This is a genomic window from Haloarchaeobius iranensis (assembly GCF_900103505.1).
In the GTDB taxonomy this organism is placed as follows: domain Archaea; phylum Halobacteriota; class Halobacteria; order Halobacteriales; family Natrialbaceae; genus Haloarchaeobius; species Haloarchaeobius iranensis.
In genome coordinates this window covers 109,415-128,724 of the sequence record NZ_FNIA01000005.1, presented here as the reverse complement: position 1 = coordinate 128,724, position 19,310 = coordinate 109,415, and the positions used below count along the sequence as shown (strand labels likewise).

Sequence of the window (19,310 nt, the reverse complement as noted above, 5' to 3'; positions counted from 1 at the left end):
GAAGCAAGCACCGCAGGAACGAGGAGCGTGGTTCGAAAGACGCCTCCGGCGTCTTTCGTCATCACGAAAGAGCGCTCCGCGCTCTTTCGAACGACAGCGAGTCGCGGGAGCGTAGCCCGCCGGGACTTTCTGGCTGTTCGCGGTTCAAGAGAATCCCACGACGGCCGGGGCTTTCTGGCGGTCCACAACACAGTCAAACCGCCTCACGAGCAGAACCACATTCGGACTCCGACACGCTAAAGCGCCCACCGAGGAATGCTCGCGTATGCAGTATCACGAGGCGGCGAGCCTGCTGTTCGATCTCCGTCGCTACGGCGCGAAGCCGGGGACGGAGTCGACGGCGGACCTCCTCGCGACCGTCGGTGACCCCCACGAGGACCTGGCGTGTGTCCAGGTCGCAGGGTCGAACGGCAAGGGCAGCACGAGCCGGATGGTGGAGTCGGTGCTGCGGGAGGCGGGACTGACGGTGGGGCTGTACACGTCGCCGCATTTCGAGGACGTGCGCGAGCGGGTCCGGGTCGACGGGCGGACCGTCCCGCGCTCGACGATGTGCGAGTTCGTGGCGGCCATCGAACCGCACGTGGTCGAGCGGGCGGCCGACGGGGAGTCGCCGACGTTCTTCGAGGCGATGACGGCGCTGGCGCTGTGGCACTTCGCCCGGGAGGACGTGGACGTGGCGGTGCTGGAGGTCGGCATCGGCGGGAAGCTGGACGCGACGAGTGTCGTCGACCCCGTCGCGAGCGCGGTGACGAACGTCTCGCTGGAGCACACGCAGCTGCTCGGCGACACGGTCGAGGAGATCGCGACGGACAAGGCCCACGTCGCACCGGCCGACCGGCCGCTCGTCACGGGCACGACCGGGGACGCGCTGGCGGCGGTTCGGGAGCAGGCGGGGGACGTGCTCACCGTCGGCGGCGACGACGCGGCCGTTCGGACGAGCTACGACGGCCGGGCGAACCACGTCGAGGCGGGCGTCTCCGTCGCTGGCGGGGATGGCGACGGCACGGAGTGGCGGGTCGAGACGCGCATCCCGACGCTGGGCGCGCACCAGGCGACGAACGCGGGCATCGCCTGCGCGCTGGCCCGGCAGGCCGGCGACGTGGCCGGCGCGGCCGTCGACGAGGCGACGCTGGCTCGCGGCCTCCGGAACGCACACTGGCCGGGGCGGTTCGAGGTGCTGGACGACGCCCCGGTGACGGTGCTGGACGGCGCGCACAACCCGGCGGCCTGCGAGCGCGCCGGCGAGACGCTCGCGGAGTTCGACTACGACGAGCTACACGTCGTCTTCGGCGCGATGCACGACAAGGCCCACCGCGAGATGGCGGCCGGACTGCCCGAGCCGAGCGCCGTCTACACCTGCGAACCGGACCTCCAGCGCGCCGAGGACGACGCCGTCCTCGCGCGGGTGTTCGCGGATGCCGGCGTCGCCGACCCACAGCCCTGCGGCGCGGTCGATTCGGCGCTCGACCGGGCGCTCGACGCCGCCGGCCCCGACGACTGCGTGCTCGTGACGGGCTCGCTCTTTACCGTCGCGGAGGCCCGCACGCGCTGGACCCGGGTGCAGGTCCCCACGATGGTCCGCGACGTCGACGACGCGACCGAGGTGCTGACCGACGCCGCCGTCGCCGACGACGAGATACGGGAACTGCGCGCCGACGGCGTCCACCGCGTGCTCCGGACGCGACTCCAGGGGAGGCAGGCGACGAAGATACGCGACTCCCTGCTGACCCACGGCGGCCAGTGCGCCGTCTCCGGGCTCGAGACCGAGGGCGAGCGCCTCGACGTGGTGCTCATGGGGACCCTCGCGGAGTTCGAGGCGCTCGCGGACGACATCGCTGACGGCCCCGACGGACTCGCGCAGTTCGCCCGCGAGCTGCGGGCGACACTGGACCTCGACGCCGGCGGGACCGACGACGCAGACTACCCCTGGACGGACGGCACCGCCGTCATGGGCATCCTGAACGTCACGCCCGACTCGTTCCACGACGGCGGCGAGTACGACGCTGTCGAGGACGCACTGGACCGGACACGGGAGATGGTCGACGCCGGCGTCGACATCGTCGACATCGGCGGCGAGTCGACACGGCCCGGCGCGGACCCCGTCTCCATCGAGGAGGAGCGCGACCGCGTCGTCCCCGTCATCGAGGCCATCCGCGACGCCGGCATCGACGTGCCCATCTCGGTCGACACGCGCCGAGCCGACGTCGCCCGCGCCGCACTCGACGCCGGGGCCGACATCTGCAACGACGTCTCCGGGCTCGGCGACCCCGAGATGCGCTTCGTCGCCGCCGAGTACGACGCCCCACTCGTCGTCATGCACAGCATCGACACGCCCGTCGACCCCGAGAACGACATCGCCTACGACGACGTGGTCGCGGACGTGCTCGACCAGCTCCGCGAGCGGGTGCTGCTGGCTGAGAAGGCCGGCCTCGACCGCGAGCAGATCGTCGTCGACCCCGGCCTCGGCTTCGGTAAGACGGCCGCCGAATCGTTCGAGCTTCTCGACCGCATCGAGGAGTTCGAGGCGCTCGGCTGTCCCGTCCTCGTCGGCCACTCCCACAAGTCGATGTTCGGGGCCATCGGCCGCGACGACGGCGAGCGGCTCCCGGCGACCGTCGCCGGAACCGCCATCGCGACGGACCGCGGCGCGGACGTGATACGGGTGCACGACGTCCGGGAGAACGTCGACGCCGTCCGGGTCGCCGAGGGCGTGCGTGACCAGACAACGTTGGACGGCTGAGCGTCAGAACAGCCCCACCGACTCCATCTCCTCGCGGTAGCACTGCAGGTAGCGTTCGAGTATCTCCCGCCTGTCGAACTCCGCGAACCGGTCGTCGACGGCCAGCCGCTCCATCCCGGCCGCCTCGCTGATGGCGTCGGCGAGCTCCTGCTCGCTCGTGGTGCGGAAGCCGCGGTCGAACTCGGCGTCACGCCGCACCAGCAGTTCGTGCGCCGACGAGTCGGCGTGGTACTCCACGATGCCGATGCAGCCACACGCCAGCGCCCACAGCAGCTCGGTGGCGAAGCGGCATTCGTGGGCGGTCTGGGCGAACACGTGCGCGCCGCGGTACACCGCCACCCGCTGCTCGCGGTCGCACTCGCCCAGCCACGTGATGCGGTCGTCGATGCGCAGGTCGCGTGCCTGCTGCTCGTACGCCGCCCGCTCCGGCCCGTCGCCGATGACGACCGCCGACCAGTCCACCTGTCGCAGCTCCGCGAGTGCCAGCAGCACGGACTCCAGGTTCGCCCCCGCGTCCAGCCGCCGGGCGTACACCACGTCGGCGACCTCGCGCGGCTCGACCGACTGCAGCAGGTCGAAGTCGATGCTGTTCGGGACCACGTCGACGGCGTCCTCACTCGCGCCGTGCTCCCACGCGTGCGTCCGGACCATCTCCGACGGCGTGACCACCCGGTCCGACTTCTGCAACGCCTTCCGGTGGGCGCGCCCGTACTCGTCGCAATCGCCGTACCAGTCCGTGACGAGCGGCGCCCGCGCGACCCGGGCGGCCTTCTTCGCCGCGGACACCTGCTTCGGCGGCCGCCCCGCGGCGTGGACGACCTCCGCCCCGAACTTGCGGACCGCTATCGGGAGCGCGTACCGGAACTTCCGCTCGGACTCGCACTCGTCGACCAGCCCGCGGTAGACCACGTCCTCGTGTTCCCACTCGGCCATGTCGCCGGTCCACCACTTCGCACAGAACACGCAGACGTCGTGCCCGCGGGCCGCGAGGTCCTCCGCGAGCCTCTTCAGCCGTCGGTTCGCCTCGCTGTCGACGTGGAGTGCCGTCTCCAGCGCGACGAACGCGACACGCATCGTCTATGCGAAGTAGGCACCCGGTTCGGTAATAAAGACCCCGGCTCTCGTGCGCATCGTCTCGTCCCTTCCCGTTGCGGGTCGTTGTCGGTCGAGACGGGTCGACCTCCTGAACTACGACTGGTTCCCCCGCTCAGCCAGCACATCCTGCCCACCGCGACCGCACCGGCCCAGCCCTCCCCCTCGACACCCACGCGCCTGCCGGCGCGGGGTGTCTTGGCCCCGTGGCTGGGAAGGGCTTCGCCGAGCCAACCGGCACGGCGCGCGGCTGGGGAGGCCCGAGGTGGGTCGCGGTCGGGTGTCCCCGCGAGCGAGCCTGCGAGCGAACGGGGGCTCGTCGGAGCTTGCTCCGACGGTGGGGCCGAAAGGGGCGTTCACGGGCCCTCCGCGCCCGTGAGCTCGGGAGCGCCGCGCTCTCCCGTCGGGGCTTTCTGGCTGTTCCCGTCACCAGCGGTTCCAACGATTTATCCCAACCCTATCCCACGAGGAGACCAGCCAATCCACACAGAAACCGCACGAACGTTGAGGGCAATTTCTATGACCCGTCCCCGAAAAGCACCACACGACATGGAATCCCTGGAAGACGTATCCGAGGTCGCGTTCGAACCCTCACAGGAGTTCGTCGAGTCGACGAACGTCTGGCAGTTCATGCAGGAGTACGACATCGCGGACTACGACGAGCTCATCGAGCGGACGACCACCGAGGTCGACGGCGTCGACGAGTCGGGCGTCGACTGGTTCTGGGACGAGCTCGTGGACTACCTGGGCATCGAGTTCTACGAGGAGTACGACACGGTCCGTGACGACAGCGAGGGGCCGCAGTTCACGGACTGGTACCCCGGTGGCGAGATAAACCTCGCGCACAACGTCGTCGACAGGCACGCGGCCGCCGACAGCGAGACGCGCAACAAGGTCGCGACCATCTGGGAGGGCGAGGACGGCGAGGTCCGAGAGGTGACGTACCACGAGCTGGCCAGGCAGTCAAACCAGGTCGCGAACTACCTGGAGTCGGTGGGCGTGGGGACGGGCGACACGGTCGGGCTGTACATGCCGATGGTGCCGGAGGTCGTCTCCATCCTCTACGGCTGCTTCAAGGTCGGCGCCATCGCGGTGCCCATCTTCTCCGGCTTCGGGGTGGACGCGACGGCGACGCGCATCTCGGACGCCGAGTGCTCGGTGCTGTTCACCGGCGACGGCTTCTACCGCCGCGGCGGCGAGGTCCGACTGAAGGGCGCGGCCGACGACGCCATCGACGAGGCGGGCCACGTCGAGCACACCGTCGTCTACGAGCGCCTCGGTCTCGTCGAGAGCGAGGAGGAGTCCATCGAGTGGACCAGCCGCGACGACACCTGGGCGGAGGCCATCGAACCCCGGTCCGACGAGTACGACTCCAAGTCGCTCGACTCCAGCCAGGAGTCGATGCTGCTGTACTCCTCGGGGACGACGGGCAAGCCAAAGGGCATCGTCCACACCCACGCCGGCGTCCAGCTGCAGTGCGCCAAGGAGCTGTACTTCGGCTTCGACCTCAAGCCCTCGGACCGGTTCTTCTGGGTGAGCGACATCGGCTGGATGATGGGACCGTGGACGCTCATCGGCAACCACACGTTCGGCAACACCATCTGCATGTACGAGGGCGCGCCGGACCATCCGGAGCCCGACCGCTTCTGGGAGATGATCGACCGCCACGGCCTCACCCAGTTCGGCATCTCGCCGACGGCCATCCGCGCGCTGCGCAAGCACGGCGACGAATGGGTCGCAAAGCACGACCTCTCCAGCCTGCGTATCCTCGGCTCGACCGGCGAGCCGTGGGACCCCGAATCCTGGCAGTGGTTCCTGGAGACCGTCGGCGGCGGCGAGGCCCCCATCATCAACATCTCCGGCGGCACGGAGATCTGTGGCTGCTTCCTCATGCCGATGCCCATCAACGACCTCAAGCCCTGCACGCTGGGCGGCCCCGGCCTGGGGATGGACATCGACATCGTCGACGCCAACGGCGAGTCCATCGTGGACACCAACGAGCGCGGCTTCCTCGTCGCGCGTGACTCCTGTCCCAGCATGACCAAGAGCCTCTGGTCGGGCGACGAGCGCTACCTCGACGAGTACTGGTCCTCCTGGGACGACCTCTGGGACCACGGCGACTGGGCCCAGAAGGACGCGGACGGCTTCTGGTTCCTCCACGGCCGCGCCGACGACGCGCTCAACGTGGCGGGCCGGAAGGTCGGCCCCGCCGAGGTCGAGGGCGCGCTGATGGACCACGATGCGGTGAACCAGGCCGCCGCCGTCGGTGCACCCGACGACACCACCGGCACCGCCGTCGTCACCTACGTCATCCTCGAGGAGGGCTACGAGGAGACCGACGAACTCCGCGACGAGCTCCGGGCACAGGTCGGCGAGGAGCTCGGCAAGCCGTTCCGTCCGCGGGAGGTGCTCTTCGTCGACGAGTTCCCGAAGACCCAGTCCGGGAAGATAATCCGGCGCGCCATCGAGGCGACGTACCAGGGCGAGGACCTCGGCGACATGAGCAGCATCGAGAACCCCGAGGCGCTGGAGCGGCTCGAGAACGCACGGTAGCGCCGTCGCGGCCGTGGGGCTGACGGTGTTCGCTCATACCTGGAGAGACGACGTTCACCCGGGTCGGACTCGAGCCAAGCTGTTGGACCGCTCGCTCCCGCGCTACCGCGACGCTTCGACCCGGTCGAAGAACCCGGGCGACACGTCGACGCTCGCCCCCTCAGCGACCGCGACGGCGTCCTCGTCGCCGTCGTCGAGTCGGATGGATGCCCCCGCGACCAGCGGCGCGATGACGCCGGCTGCGAGCACCGCCGGGGAGGCCACCCTCCCGCTGACCACGACCGTGTTCTCGGCGGTCAGCCCCAACTCGTCGGCGGCCCACTCGGCCCCCGCGACCAGGTCCCCGTGCGTGTACTGTCGGTCGCCGTCGTCGAGTATCGGGTCGGACGGTGCCGTCGGCTCGGGCGGCATCGTCGGGTTCTCGCTCCAGACCCCGCCCTCCCAGTAGTCGTGCGCCGGGTTCTCCGGGTCCGTGCCGTAGCCCACCGTCGCCGTCCCCGGCGCGATGTCGAACTCCCCGAGCCGGTCCGTCGGCGCGACGAACGCCCGCGCCTCGACCGCCTTGGGCGGGTCGAACGTCGTCACCGCCCCCAGCAGCGACGCTCCGAGGAACGTCAGTACGGGCTGGGCGCGCGGCGACGGCACGATTGCGACCTCCGCCCCCGTCCGCACGCCGCGCTTGTGCAGCAGGTTGCCCGTCTTCCACGCCGTCGTCAGGAAGCGCCGGTAGTCGTAGCGCTGCGTCGTCGGCCCATCGGCGAACAGGGCCGGCGCGTCGCTCCGTCGGTCCCGTGCCAGCACGTCGGCGAGGGTCTCCATAGCTCGATGTTGGACGCAGGTCGGGAAAAGTGCGTGGAGTCTCCGGTGACGATGTTGGAGAACCTCCCCGGTGGCGCGCGGCTGGCGAGCGTGCCGAGCGGTGCGCGGTTCGGAGTGAGCGCTAGCGAGCGAGAACCGCGACTGCGAACGGGGAGCTTGCGACCCGTGAGCGCTAGCGAGGCCGCTCGCCACACTCGTGCAAGGGATGAGAAGCGCAGGGAGCCTGCGACCGAGCATCGCAATCGGCTGGGGAGGTACGAGGTGCGGTGCTGTGCGGGGTATCCCCGTGAGCGAGCCTGCGAGCGAACGGGGGCTCGTCGGAGCTTGCTCCGACGCTGGGACTGAAAGGGGCGAGGCGCTGGAGGAAGGCGGACGACGCAAGGACCGCAGCGGAGCGAGGACCGCGCGAGTCCCCCGACTCCAGCGCCTCGGGGCTTTCTGGCTGTCTGCGGTCCCAAGGGGGCCTCACGTTCGCCGGGGCTTTCTGGCTGTTGTCGTCGCCAGGGATTCCCGCGACTAACCGGCTTACCGAACCGAGAACGACACAACCAACACCCGAAACGATCCACCCGGATATGTTCAGAAGAAGCTCTCGATCTTCTCGAAGAACCCCTTCTTCACCTCGATGTCCTCGCCGCCGGCTTCGGCGAACGCCTCCAGCGCCTCGCGCTGCTCCTCGTTCAGGTCCGACGGCGTCACCACGTGGACCTGGACGAACATGTCCCCCTCGCCTCGGCGACGCAGGTGCGGCATCCCCTTGCCGCGCAGGCGGAAGGTCTCGCCGCTCTGGGTGCCCTCGGGGATCTCCAGTTCGACGCGGCCGCCGAGGGTCTCTATCTCGACGGTGTCGCCGAAGACCGCCTGCGGGAACGAGACGGGGAGCCGGTAGTAGAGGTCGTCGCCCTCGCGCTCGAAGTCGTCGTGGTCGGCGACGCTGACCTCGATGATGAGGTCGCCACGTGGCCCGCCGGGCTCGCCGACCGCGCCCTCGCCACCCATCCGGATGGTCTGGCCGTGCTGCACGCCCGGGGGAATCTCGACGGAGAGGGAGGCCTCCTCCGCGACGACGCCGTCGCCGCCGCAGTCCGCACACTGCTCGTCGTACAGCTCGCCCTCGCCCTCGCAGCGGCGACAGGTCTGGGTCTGCTGGACCCGCCCGAGAGGGGTCTGCTGGACGCGCGTGACCCGACCCTGGCCGTTGCACTCGGGACAGGTCTCGACGTCGGCGTCCGGCGGGTGACCCTCGCCCTCGCACGTGTCGCAGTGCGCGGGCCGAGATATCGTCACCTGCTTCTCGACGCCCTCGTACACCTCCTCGAGGTCGAGGCTGATCTGGGTCCGGAGGTCGCGGCCGGGCTGTGGCCCGCGGCTCTGCCCGCGCTGGCCGCCCTGGCCGCCGCCGAAGAACTGCTCGAAGATGTCGTTGATGCCGCCCATACCTCCCTGACCGCCGAAGGGGTCCCCACCGCGACCGCCGCCGAAGCCGCCCGCACCGCCGCCAGCGCCCTGGTCGAAGCCACCGCGCTTCTCGGCCTGCTCGAAGCGCTCGTGGCCGAGGCGGTCGTACGCCTGGCGCTTCTGGTCGTCGGTGAGGACCTCCTTCGCCTTCTTCACCTGCTTGAACTTCTCCTCGGCGTCCTCCGCATCGGACACGTCCGGGTGGTACTCGGCGGCCTTCTTCCGGTAGGCCTGCTTGATCTCGTCCTCGGACGCGTCCCTGCCGACACCGAGAACGTCGTAGAAGTCCTCACTCATTGGTTATCACACTGTAGCGGATTGGAACACTTGAAAAGAACGGGTTCGGCTGGCGAGCGTCCCCGTGGGAGACGACGGCGGCGCCGTCGTCGGATTCGACTCCTTACTCCTCGTCGTCGTCGACGTCCTCGAAGTCGGCGTCGACGTACTCCTCGTCGTCCTCGGCCGCGTCACCGCCGGGGGCTGCGCCGCCGGGGCCCGCCGCACCGCCGGGGCCTGCTGCGCCGCCCGCGGCGCCGGCACCGCCCGCAGCCGCCGCGCCCTCGTACATCTGCTTGCCGATCTCCTGCAGCTCCGTCGAGAGCGACTCGGCTGCGTCCTCGATCTCCTCCTTGCTCGCGTCGTCGTCGGAGATGACCGCCTCGACCTCGTCCATCTCGGCCTCGATGGTCTCGCGGAGGTCGTCGTCGACGGCGTCCTCGTTCTCCTCGAGCAGCGTCTCGGCGCGCTGGAGCGTCGCCTCGGCGTTGTTCTTCGCCTCGATGCGCTCGCGGCGCTTGCGGTCCTCCTCGGCGTGCTCCTCGGCCTCGGCCTGCATCTGGTCGATCTCGGCGTCCGAGAGGCCCGCACCACCCTCGATGGTGATGTCCTCGCGGTTGCCCGAGCCCTTGTCCTCGGCGGAGACGTTGACGATGCCGTTCTCGTCGATGCTGAAGGTGACCTCGATCTGCGGCGTTCCGGCCGGCGCCGGCGGGATGCCGGTCAGGTGGAACTCACCGAGCAGCTCGTTGTCCTCGGCCATCTCGCGCTCGCCCTGGAACACGCGGACCTGCACGGACGTCTGGTTGTCCGCGGCCGTGGTGAAGATCTTCGACTCCTCGGTCGGGATGGTCGTGTTCTTCTCGATGAGACGCTCGAACAGGCCACCCTTGACCTCGATACCCAGCGAGAGCGGCGTCACGTCGAGCAGGACGATGTCGTCGACCTCGCCGCCGAGCACGCCCCCCTGGATGGCCGCGCCGAGCGCGACCGCCTCGTCGGGGTTGACGTTCTTCTTGGGCTCCTGCCCGATGAGCTCGGAGACCTTCTCCTTGACCTGGGGCATCCGGGTGGAGCCACCGACGAGCAGCACCTCGTCGATGTCGCCCTTGTCGTAGTTCGCGTCGTCGAGCGCCTGCTCGGTCGGTTCGACGGTGCGCTCGATGAGGTCCTGCGTGAGGTTCTCGAACTTCGCCCGCGTCACCGACTTCTCGAGGTGGATGGGGCCGTCGTCGGTCGCCGTGATGAACGGGAGGTTGATCTCCGTCTCCTTCCGGCTGGAGAGCTCGATCTTCGCTTCCTCGGCGGCGTCCTTCAGACGCTGGAGCGCCTGGCGGTCCTCGCGCAGGTCGATGCCGTGGTCGTCCTCGAACTCGTCGGCGAGCCAGTCGATGATGGCCTCGTCCCAGTCGTCGCCACCGAGGTCGTTGTCGCCGTTCGTGGCGACGACCTCGTAGACGCCGCCGCCCAGGTCGAGGATGGAGACGTCGAACGTGCCGCCCCCGAGGTCGTACACGAGGACGGTCTGGTCGGAGTCGTCGTCGAGCCCGTACGCCATCGCGGCGGCCGTCGGCTCGTTGATGATGCGCTCGACCTCGAAGCCGGCGATCTCGCCGGCGTCCTTGGTCGCCTGGCGCTGGCGGTCGCTGAAGTACGCCGGTACCGTGATGACGGCCTTCTCGACCTCCTCGCCGAGGTACTCCTCGGCGTCGCGCTTGAGCTTCCCGAGGATCATCGCCGAGATCTCCTCCGGTGTGTAGTCCTCGCCGTCGATCTCGACCGTGTAGTCGTCCTCGCCCATGTGCCGCTTGATGGACGCGATGGTGCGCTCGGGGTTCTGGATCGCCTGGTTCTTCGCCGGTTTGCCGACCAGGCGCTCGCCGTCGTCGGTGAACGCGACGACCGAGGGCGTCGTCCGGTTGCCCTCGCTGTTGACGATGATCTCCGGATCGCCACCTTCCATCACCGCGAACGCGGAGTTGGTCGTCCCAAGGTCGATTCCGATTATCTTGTTGCTCGCCATGTTAAGGTCTACTAACTCGCTTGAGGTTTTAAAACTTGCTTTACTCGACTCTCCAACGAATTAAAGCCGTTGCTCGCCAGCATGCCGGCCGTAAAGCTAATTTTCGCGTTTGTCGGGGTTGGCTTTACGCTTCCGGCCGCTGACCGCCGTCAGTGCCGGTTGTCGCCCGCGGCGGCTTCCTCCTCCGCCGGTGCCTTCTCGTCGTCTGCCGACCCTGTCCCCTCGTCGGCCGAGGCCTCCGACGCGTCGTCGGTCGACTCCTCCGACGCGTCGTCCTGCTCGACTTCGCCGCCCAGAGCGACCGCCTCGTCGGGCTCGTGGTCGGCACCGTTGCTCACGGTCACCTGCGCGGTCTGGATGACCTTGTCGGCCATCTCGTACCCCGGCCGGTAGACGTCGACGATCTCGCCCTCGGGGAGCTCGCTGTCGACCCGCACCATCACTTCGTGGCGCTGTGGGTCGACCTCGTCGCCCGCCGACGGGACGACCTCCTCGACGTTCTCGTCCTCCAGGACGCGGTCGAAGTCACGCAGCGTCGCCTCGACGCCCTCGCGGATGTCCGCGTCCTCGCCCTTCTGGTCGAGCGCGCGGGTGAGGTTGTCGCGAACCGGGAGGAGTCGCTCGACGAGGTCCTCCGTGGCGCGCTCTCGAATCTGGTCCTGCTTCTTCTTCGAACGCTCCTTGTAGTTCTTGAAGTCCGCCTGCTTCCGGACGAGACGCTGTTTCAGGTCCTCGCGCTCGTCTTCGAGGTCCTCGACCTCGCCCTCCAGCTCGTCGACCCGGCGACGCAGGTCGTCCGCGTCGTCCTTCAGCTCGAACGCCCGCTCGACGAGCGCCGCCACCTCGGCCCCGAGCTCCTCCTCGTACTGGCTGGCGCGCTCGACGAGGTCCTCACCGACGGGCGAGCCCGCTGGCTGGGCCCGCTCGTCCGACGCGGCGGCGTCCGCACCCTCGTCCGGTTCCGACTCCGCTTCGTCGGCGGCCGCGTGCGCGCCTTCGGGTCCTGGTTCCTCCGGGGGCGTTTGCGCGTCGGACTCGGCCGACGCGTCGGCGGTCCCATCCTCGTCGACCGCCGCGTCGTCAGTGGGTTCCTCGACTTCCTCCGGAGGCGACTCCGGCGGCTCGTCTGCGGCTGCCGACCCCTGCTCCGGGGTCGACTGCTCCGTATCCTCGTCTTCGTCCATGTGCGAAACAAACCAGTGGGTGACCAAAAGGGTTCAGGTACGCGGCGAGGGAGGCAGCCGAAGTCGGCGGTCAGCCACCCACCCGGAACACGTAACTCGACCGGGCGGCAATCACCAGCCAGTGACGGTCTCGCTCCGCTTCGAGGACGGCACGCTGCGGGTCGAGAGCGACGGGTTCGACGAGATACCAGACGTCGAGTACGACGCCCGAAGCGACACCGGTCGCGCGCCAGCGCACCGGTACGCCGCGGTTCGCGACTGGCTCGCCAGCCACGACCGCGCGGTCGACGACCACGTGCTCACCCTCGACCCGGTGCCCGACCTCGGGTCCGACTACGAGCTCCGCAGCTACCAGCAGGATGCGCTCGACGCGTGGGCAGCAGGGGGTGACGGCGACGAGCCCCTCCCGAACCGCGGCTGTATCGAACTTCCGACGGGCAGCGGCAAGACGGTCGTCGCGATCGGTGCCATCGAGCGACTCCGGACGCCGACGCTCGTCGTCGTTCCCACGCTCGACCTGGTCCACCAGTGGCGTACCGAACTCGAGCGCGAGTTCGACGTGCCAGTCGGGCAGTTCGGCGGCGGCGAGCAACGCGAGGAGGTGCTGACCGTCTCGACCTACGACTCGGCGTACCTCAAGGCGGCCGATGTCGGCGACCGCTTCGGCCTCGTCGTCTTCGACGAGGTCCACCACCTCGGCGGCGAGGGCTACCGCGACATCGGCAGCCTGCTCGCCGCACCCGCCCGGATGGGTCTCACCGCGACCTTCGAGCGCCCAGACGACGCTCACGAGGTCATCGCGGACCTCGTCGGCCCGCTCGTCTATCGCCTCACTGCCGACGACCTCGCCGGCGACCACCTCGCCAGCTACGACGTGAAGCGGCTCACCGTCGAGCTCACCCCCGAAGAGCGCGAGCGCTACGAGGACCACCAGTCCACGTTCACCGACTACCTCGCCCGCAGCAACATCCGGTTCACCAGCGGGAGCGACTACCAGGAGCTGGTCAAGCGCTCCGGCACCGACCCCGAGGCACGCGAGGCGCTGCTGGCGAAGCAGCGCGCCCGCCGCATCATGATGGGCAGCCAGGCGAAGGTCGACGCGCTCGAGGCCATCCTCGACGACCACCGCGAGGACCGCATCATCGTCTTCACGGCGCACAACGAGCTCGCGTACGACATCTCCGAGCGGTTCCTGATCCCGACCATCACGCACGAGACCGGGACGGGCGAGCGACGCGAGGTGCTCGAGAGGTTCCGCGACGGCAGCTACTCCCGGGTCGTCACCTCGAACGTCCTCGACGAGGGCGTCGACGTGCCCGACGCGAACGTCGCCGTCATCCTCTCCGGCAGCGGGAGCGAGCGGGAGTTCACTCAGCGACTCGGGCGCATCCTCCGACCGAAAGCCGATGGGGGCCGCGCGCTGCTGTACGAACTCGTCAGCGCCGAGACCGCCGAGGAGCGCGTCGCGAGCCGCCGTCGGGGGTAGCACTCCCCGCCAGCTCGCGCCACTCGAAGGAGATGGAGCCGACCCGGTCGAACGTGAACTCGAACCGGCCCGTCGCCCCGGCAGCGAGCCGCACTCGACGCTCCCGTTCGACCCGTTCCCCGTCACGCGTCCAGACCGCCACGAGCGTCAGGTCGACCATCGCCTCCCGGTTGTTGGCCACCACCGCGGTCGCGAGGAACTGGTCGTCGCTCTCGTCGGTCTCCAGTCCGACCGAGAGGCCCTCACCGAGCCGTCGTGTGGGTTCGGCCGTCGCATCGGTGACGTCGTCGGTCGTCGGCACCGGCGGCTCGGTCTCGGGCGGCCGATGGTCCGCGCCGGGCTGGTCGCCAGGGCGGCGGCTACAGCCCGTGAGCAGCACGGCTCCGGTGACGAGGCTCCGGCAGAGGGCACGCCGTCGCATCGAGCGCGGCTTCGATGGGTCGGTACGAAACCTTTGTGACTCCGGTCGGGGAGTGGCGCTTTTCACTGCCCGGCTCCCATGAACGGACGATGCTGACGAAGGACCTGCTCCGGGTGTCACGCGCCGGCGGCGGCTACCACCCGCAGTTCGCCCGCCCGGAGCACGAGGAACTCGTGGCGCGCACGCTCGGTGTGTTCCAGGGCCACGTCGGGGAACAGCGCGGGGACCTCCAGGACGTGCTCGCCGAACTGGAGGCCGACGCGCCGGACTTCAAGCTCGTCCGCGGGTTCGCGAAGCTCATCGAACGGGAGACGGCGTTCGAGACACGCGCCCCGGTCGAGCCGGAGCGCGCCCGGCGAGCGGCGTTCGAGGCCGCCGAAACCGTCGGCGTCGTTACCGCCGCGGAGCGCGACGAGGCACTTACACGGGCGGCGACGGCCCGTGGCGTCGCCGCCGCCGACCTCGCCAGGTCGCTCTACGCCGACCTCGAGGACCGGCAGGTACTCGCGAGCGTCGACCCGCCCTGGTCGCCACCCGAACTCGTCGCGCAGTACAACCTCTCGCTCGCACAGACGGCGCTGTTCGACGCGACCGAGGTACGGGTGCGCTCGTCGGACCCGAAGGCGCTCGTCTCGGCGGTCAAGCGCCTCCGCCTGCTGTACGAGATACACCGGACCGACGACGGCCGCGAGGTCGTCGTCACCGGCCCCGACGCGCTGTTTCGACGGTCGCGCCGCTACGGGACCCGGTTCGCCCGGCTGCTCCGCACCGTCGCGAAGACCGACGACTGGCGACTGTCGGCGACCATCGACGACCACGGCACCGAGCGGGAACTGGTGCTGACGGACGACGATCCGGTTCGGGTGCCCGGCACCGAACCGGTCGCCGAGGTCCAGTTCGACAGCGAGGTCGAGCGCGACGTGGCGACGCGGTTCGAGTCGCTCGGGCTGGACTGGGACATCGTCCGCGAGCCCGAACCGCTCGCGACCGGCTCGCGGGTGATGATCCCGGACTTCGCGTTCGACTGGCGGCCCGGCGACGACGAGTTCCGTGTCTACTTCGAGGTGATGGGGTTCTGGACGCCAGAGTACGTCGCCAAGAAGCTCGCCCAACTCGACGAGCTGGAGGACGTGGAGATGCTCGTCGCGGTGGACGAGTCGCTCGGCGTCGGCGAGGAGATCGCAGCGATGGACCACCGCGTCATCACCTACTCGGGGTCCATCCGGGTGAAGGACGTCCGCGACGCGCTCCGGCGCTACGAGGACGAGCTGGTCGCGAGCGCGGCGGAGGAGCTACCGGCCGAACTCCTGCCGGACGACGACGTGGTGACGCTGTCGGCACTCGCTGACCGCCACGGCGTCAGCGAGGGCGCGGTCGAGGGCAAGTCGTCTCCCGAGCACGAGCGCGTCGGGCGGACGCTCGTGCGGCAGGCAGTGCTCGACGCGGTCGGCCAGCGCATCGAGACGGGGATGGCGCTCGACGAGGCAGAGGCGGTGCTCGACGAGTTCGGACTGGACGACGCGAGCGCGACGCTCTCGCACCTGGGGTACCGGGTCGAGTGGGCCGGACTTGGCGGGGGGACGGTGCGCGAGACGGACGGAGCGTAAGCGGACGGGGCCCGAGCCGTCGCTGCCTAACCGCTGGGTGGCGAACAGGCGACGCAGCAGCTCGCGCGACGGTGCGTCACGCACCCGCCTCGGCCGTCGCGCGGCGTGTGGTCAGGTCACGCCCCGTCTGGGTGCGTGTTCGGGTAAAAAGGCTCAGACCGACCGCTGTCGCCCCTTCGGCACCGTCGACTTGAGCTCGCCGTAGACGTAGAGTCCGACGCCGATTGGCTCGCGCTCGCCCGCTAGCTCGTGGGCGGCGATGACGTAGCCCCAGTCGCCGTCGTAGGGGATCTCCTGGTCCTGCCCGTCGACGAAGCGCTCGGCCTGCTCGTCGGTCAGCTCGAACACGTTCTTCGTGGCGAGGCGACCGAACCGCTGGACGGCGTCGGTCGTCGGCTTCCAGTGTTCCTGTCGCGTGCGGAGGAACGTCATCCCGAGCCCCTCGATGGTGATCGGGCTCGGCGCGTCGCCCGCGAAGATCCAGATCTTGCCCGCGCCCTTCTCCCAGAACGTGTGGTCGTCGAACGTCTCCGGGGAGATGCCGAACCGGTCCGCCCACCAGTCCACGACCTCCTCGCGGGTCGCCCGGCCGTCGACCTCGCGCTCCGCGGCGGTCGCTGGGAGACGGTCGAAGCGCTGCCCGTCGTTCTCGCTCATGCGCTCACCTCCAGTTTCGCGGTGAAGAACCCCCCCGTGTCGTTCTGGTGGGGGTAGACGCGCTTTGCCTTCGCAACCTGCGGGTCGAACTCGGTGTCGCGCCACTCTGTGAGCCCGTCGTCGTGTTCGAGCGCGAGGTCGTAGTCGACGAGGCGGCAGTCCTCTCTCTCGAGGACGTGGTCGAGGACGGCCTCGTTCTCCTCGGGGGCGAACGTGCAGGTGGAGTAGACGACCTGCCCGCCGTCGCGGGTGACCTGGATGGCCCGGCGGAGGATGCCCTTCTGGACGCCCGCGATGCCGGCGACGTGGTCCTCGCTCCAGCCGTCGAGGGCGTCCGGGTTCTTCCGGATGGTGCCCTCACAGGAGCAGGGCGCGTCGACGAGGACGCGGTCGAACTGTGGCCCCTCGTGTTCGCCCCCGGCGGCGAAGGGCTTCAGCGAGAAGTTCCGCGCGTCGCGGTTCGTGACCGCGACGTTGGTGACGCCGAGGCGCTCGCAGTTGAACCGGAGCGCGGAGAGCCGGCCGAGGTTGTTGTCGTTGGCGACGAGCGTGCCCGCATCGTCCATCTCGGCAGCGAGCTGGGTCGCCTTGCTCCCCGGGGCCGCGCAGGCGTCGAGGACGCGGTCGCCCGGCTCCGGCGCGAGGACGGTCCCCGGGATGGTCGAGACCTCCTCCTGCCCGTGGACCCAGCCGTGGATGCTCGGCCAGGTCGCTCCCGGTGTGTCCGTCTCGACGCGCACGACGTGGGGGTGCCAGTCGGCGCGCTCGTAGCCGACGCCCGCCTCGTCGAACGCGCGCTCGACCTGCTCTGGCGTCGCCTTCAGCGTGTTCACGCGGACCGCCATCGGGAGCGAGCGACGACAGGCGTCGATGAACGCCTCGAAGTCGTCGACGACATCCCGGTACCGCTCGAATGGCTCCATCGAGCACGGGTTCGCGGGCGAACGGTTTGTCGGTTTCGAACGGCCGACGCACTGGTGGGGAGCTTTTACTTCACGTCGGTGTGTCGGTCCAGATATGGGACACATCAAACAGCACGCGGAGATGGACGTCGACGGAGCGATGCTCGTCGAAGGGATGCCCGGCGTCGGCCTCGTCGGGAAGATAGCGACCGACCACCTCGTCGAGGAGTTCGACATGGAGCTGTACGGGACGGTCCACTGCGACAGCCTCGCCCCCATCAGCGTCTACCACGAGGGCGAGCGCGAACTGCTCCCGCCGGTCAGGATCTACGCGGCACCCGACGAGGACCTCGTCGCCCTCCAGAGCGACATCCCGGTGAACGCCGCCGCCGTCTCCGAGTTCGCGGACTGCTTGGTCGGCTGGCTGACGGACGAGGACATCACGCCAGTCTTCCTCAGCGGCCTCCCCGCCGAGAAGTCGGGTGTGCCGGAGCTGTTCGGAATCTCGACGGGCGACGCGGGGGGGCTGCTCGAGGAGCTCGACATCGACCTGCCACCGGAGAACGGTGTCGTCAGCGGACCGACCGGTGCGTTCCTCAACGAGGCCGGGGAGGTCGGCCTCGACGGCGTCGGCCTCGTAGTGCAGTCGAACGAGCGGTTCCCCGACCCCGAGGCGGCACGCGTCCTCATCGAGCACGGCATCGGCCCGCTGACCGGCATCGAGGTCGATATCTCCGAGCTGGTCGACCGCGCCGAAGAGATACGCAAACAGAAGGAGAAGCTCGCCGAGAAGATGCGCCAGGCGAAAGACGAGGAGAGCTCGAAGGCACAGCCGCTCCGGATGTACCAGTAGCCCGGCCGCGCTGGCCGACTGCGGTGTGAATCGATATCACGAATCACATCAAGAGTTATCCGCAATCGCTACGCTGGTTGGTGTATGACCGAGTTCTCGAACCGGGTCGAACAGGTCAGTATCAGTGGCATCCGCGAGGTATTCGAGGCGGCCGGCGAGGACGCCATCAACCTTGGCCTCGGACAGCCCGACTTCCCGACGCCCGAGCACGCGCGCTCGGCGGCCGTCGAGGCCATCCAGGAGGGCAAGACCGACGCCTACACCTCGAACAAGGGCACCGAGTCGCTCCGCGAGAGCATCTCGGCGAAGTTCGAGCGCGACCGCGGCCTCGCGGTCGAGCCCGAGGACATCATCGCGACCGCCGGCGGCTCCGAGGCCCTGCACCTCGTCATGGAGGCCCACGTCGACCAGGGCGACGAGGTCATCTACCCCGACCCCGGCTTCGTCGCGTACGAGGCGCTCACCCACGTCGCTGGCGGCGAGCCGAAGCCGGTGCCGCTCCGCGAGGACCTCACGCTCGACCCGGCGACGGTCGAGGAGCACATCACCGAGGACACCGCGGCGTTCATCGTCAACAGCCCCGGCAACCCGACCGGCGCGGTCCAGTCCGAGGCGGACATGCGGGAGTTCGCCCGCATCGCCGAGGAGCACGACGTGCTCTGTGTCTCCGACGAGGTGTACGAGCACATCGTCTTCGACGGCGAGCACCACTCCCCGATGGAGTACACCGACTCCGGCAACGTCGTCGTCGTCTCCGCCTGCTCGAAGACGTACTCGATGACCGGCTGGCGGCTCGGCTGGGTGGTCGGCTCGAACGAGCGCATCGAGCGGATGCTCCGCGTCCACCAGTACGTGCAGGCCTGCGCGTCGGCCCCGGCGCAGTACGCCGCCGAGGGCGCCATCGACGGCCCGCAGGACGTCGTCGACGAGATGGTCGCCACGTTCGAGGAGCGCCGCGACCTCGTCGTCGACGGCCTCACCGATATGGGGCTCGAAGTGCCGGAGCCGAAGGGCGCGTTCTACGTCATGCCGAAGGTGCCCGACGGCTGGGTCGACGAGGTGCTCGACCGCGGGGTCGTCGTCGTCCCCGGCGAGGCGTTCGGCGAGCACGGCGAGGGGTACGCCCGTATCTCCTACGCGACGAGTACGGAGGAGCTCGAGGAGGCGCTGGACGTGATGCGCGAAGCGACCGAGGCAGTCCGCTGAGCCGCGCGCACGCCACGAACAACCGTTTTCGTC

At 69.5% G+C, this 19,310-nt stretch carries 14 protein-coding genes; 6 read left to right on the top strand and 8 right to left on the bottom strand.

The genetic code is table 11. The annotated features are described in order from the left end of the window. Positions 1-265: 265 nt before the first annotated feature. Entirely contained in the window at positions 266-2,740 is a 2,475-nt protein-coding gene (folP, locus tag BLT27_RS05935) for a dihydropteroate synthase (protein WP_089732122.1), read from the top strand. A gap of 3 nt (positions 2,741-2,743) precedes the next feature. Here the strand turns inward: folP and BLT27_RS05930 are convergent, their stop codons facing one another. After that, positions 2,744-3,814, bottom strand: coding sequence for a glycosyltransferase (locus tag BLT27_RS05930; protein ID WP_089732121.1), 1,071 nt, complete (start codon positions 3,812-3,814; stop codon positions 2,744-2,746). A gap of 567 nt (positions 3,815-4,381) precedes the next feature. Between BLT27_RS05930 and BLT27_RS05925 the strand changes: the two genes are divergently transcribed. Then, positions 4,382-6,385: an AMP-binding protein gene (locus tag BLT27_RS05925; RefSeq protein WP_089732120.1), complete on the top strand. Its 2,004-nt coding sequence runs from the start codon at positions 4,382-4,384 to the stop codon at positions 6,383-6,385. A 102-nt stretch (positions 6,386-6,487) separates the two neighbouring features. Here the strand turns inward: BLT27_RS05925 and BLT27_RS05920 are convergent, their stop codons facing one another. The 4 genes from BLT27_RS05920 to grpE form a co-directional block, all read right to left on the bottom strand. After that, complete coding sequence (locus tag BLT27_RS05920) at positions 6,488-7,204, bottom strand: class I adenylate-forming enzyme family protein (RefSeq protein ID WP_089732119.1); 717 nt, start codon at positions 7,202-7,204, stop codon at positions 6,488-6,490. A gap of 579 nt (positions 7,205-7,783) precedes the next feature. Beyond that, a complete protein-coding gene (gene dnaJ / locus BLT27_RS05915; RefSeq protein WP_089732118.1) occupies positions 7,784-8,959 on the bottom strand; it encodes a molecular chaperone DnaJ in 1,176 nt (391 codons plus the stop codon). A 103-nt stretch (positions 8,960-9,062) separates the two neighbouring features. Further along, positions 9,063-10,961 (bottom strand): molecular chaperone DnaK, encoded by a 1,899-nt coding sequence (gene dnaK / locus BLT27_RS05910; RefSeq protein WP_089732117.1) that lies wholly within the window; start codon positions 10,959-10,961, stop codon positions 9,063-9,065. A 149-nt stretch (positions 10,962-11,110) separates the two neighbouring features. Then, positions 11,111-12,145 carry a nucleotide exchange factor GrpE gene (gene grpE / locus BLT27_RS20490; RefSeq protein WP_089732116.1) on the bottom strand — a complete coding sequence of 345 codons (1,035 nt, stop codon included), beginning with the start codon at positions 12,143-12,145 and terminating at the stop codon, positions 11,111-11,113. A 121-nt stretch (positions 12,146-12,266) separates the two neighbouring features. On the opposite strand from grpE, the gene BLT27_RS05900 reads away from it, so the two are divergent. Next, the gene (locus BLT27_RS05900; protein ID WP_245707637.1) at positions 12,267-13,631 is read left to right on the top strand and encodes a DEAD/DEAH box helicase; all 1,365 of its coding nucleotides are present in this window, start codon (positions 12,267-12,269) and stop codon (positions 13,629-13,631) included. Here BLT27_RS05900 and BLT27_RS05895 read toward each other — a convergent pair. Further along, complete coding sequence (locus tag BLT27_RS05895; protein WP_089732114.1) at positions 13,582-14,052, bottom strand: hypothetical protein; 471 nt, start codon at positions 14,050-14,052, stop codon at positions 13,582-13,584. The genes BLT27_RS05900 and BLT27_RS05895 overlap by 50 nt on opposite strands. A gap of 89 nt (positions 14,053-14,141) precedes the next feature. Between BLT27_RS05895 and BLT27_RS05890 the strand changes: the two genes are divergently transcribed. After that, a complete protein-coding gene (locus tag BLT27_RS05890) occupies positions 14,142-15,659 on the top strand; it encodes a DUF790 family protein (protein ID WP_089732113.1) in 1,518 nt (505 codons plus the stop codon). 153 nt (positions 15,660-15,812) lie between these two features. On the opposite strand, the gene BLT27_RS05885 is transcribed toward BLT27_RS05890, so the two are convergent. Continuing rightward, a complete protein-coding gene (locus tag BLT27_RS05885; RefSeq protein WP_089732112.1) occupies positions 15,813-16,316 on the bottom strand; it encodes a DUF7122 family protein in 504 nt (167 codons plus the stop codon). Next, entirely contained in the window at positions 16,313-17,239 is a 927-nt protein-coding gene (locus tag BLT27_RS05880) for an RsmB/NOP family class I SAM-dependent RNA methyltransferase (RefSeq protein WP_089732111.1), read from the bottom strand. Before BLT27_RS05880 ends, BLT27_RS05885 begins: the two co-directional genes overlap by 4 nt. A 94-nt stretch (positions 17,240-17,333) precedes the next feature. On the opposite strand from BLT27_RS05880, the gene BLT27_RS05875 reads away from it, so the two are divergent. Both BLT27_RS05875 and BLT27_RS05870 read left to right on the top strand, forming a co-directional pair. Continuing rightward, positions 17,334-18,071 carry a proteasome assembly chaperone family protein gene (locus BLT27_RS05875; RefSeq protein WP_089732110.1) on the top strand — a complete coding sequence of 246 codons (738 nt, stop codon included), beginning with the start codon at positions 17,334-17,336 and terminating at the stop codon, positions 18,069-18,071. An 84-nt stretch (positions 18,072-18,155) separates the two neighbouring features. Continuing rightward, a complete protein-coding gene (locus BLT27_RS05870) occupies positions 18,156-19,277 on the top strand; it encodes a pyridoxal phosphate-dependent aminotransferase (RefSeq protein ID WP_089732109.1) in 1,122 nt (373 codons plus the stop codon). Positions 19,278-19,310 lie beyond the last annotated feature (33 nt).

Excerpts from the sequence above, each read along its gene's own strand:
- grpE (WP_089732116.1), bottom strand. The coding sequence starts at position 12,145 with ATGGACGAAGACGAGGATACGGAGCAGTCGACCCCGGAGCAGGGGTCG.
- BLT27_RS05890 (WP_089732113.1), top strand. The coding sequence starts at position 14,142 with ATGCTGACGAAGGACCTGCTCCGGGTGTCACGCGCCGGCGGCGGCTAC.
- dnaK (WP_089732117.1), bottom strand. The coding sequence starts at position 10,961 with ATGGCGAGCAACAAGATAATCGGAATCGACCTTGGGACGACCAACTCC.
- dnaJ (WP_089732118.1), bottom strand. The coding sequence starts at position 8,959 with ATGAGTGAGGACTTCTACGACGTTCTCGGTGTCGGCAGGGACGCGTCC.
- BLT27_RS05920 (WP_089732119.1), bottom strand. The coding sequence starts at position 7,204 with ATGGAGACCCTCGCCGACGTGCTGGCACGGGACCGACGGAGCGACGCG.
- BLT27_RS05870 (WP_089732109.1), top strand. The coding sequence starts at position 18,156 with ATGACCGAGTTCTCGAACCGGGTCGAACAGGTCAGTATCAGTGGCATC.
- BLT27_RS05880 (WP_089732111.1), bottom strand. The coding sequence starts at position 17,239 with ATGGAGCCATTCGAGCGGTACCGGGATGTCGTCGACGACTTCGAGGCG.
- BLT27_RS05895 (WP_089732114.1), bottom strand. The coding sequence starts at position 14,052 with ATGCGACGGCGTGCCCTCTGCCGGAGCCTCGTCACCGGAGCCGTGCTG.
- BLT27_RS05885 (WP_089732112.1), bottom strand. The coding sequence starts at position 16,316 with ATGAGCGAGAACGACGGGCAGCGCTTCGACCGTCTCCCAGCGACCGCC.
- BLT27_RS05925 (WP_089732120.1), top strand. The coding sequence starts at position 4,382 with ATGGAATCCCTGGAAGACGTATCCGAGGTCGCGTTCGAACCCTCACAG.
- BLT27_RS05875 (WP_089732110.1), top strand. The coding sequence starts at position 17,334 with ATGGGACACATCAAACAGCACGCGGAGATGGACGTCGACGGAGCGATG.
- folP (WP_089732122.1), top strand. The coding sequence starts at position 266 with ATGCAGTATCACGAGGCGGCGAGCCTGCTGTTCGATCTCCGTCGCTAC.
- BLT27_RS05930 (WP_089732121.1), bottom strand. The coding sequence starts at position 3,814 with ATGCGTGTCGCGTTCGTCGCGCTGGAGACGGCACTCCACGTCGACAGC.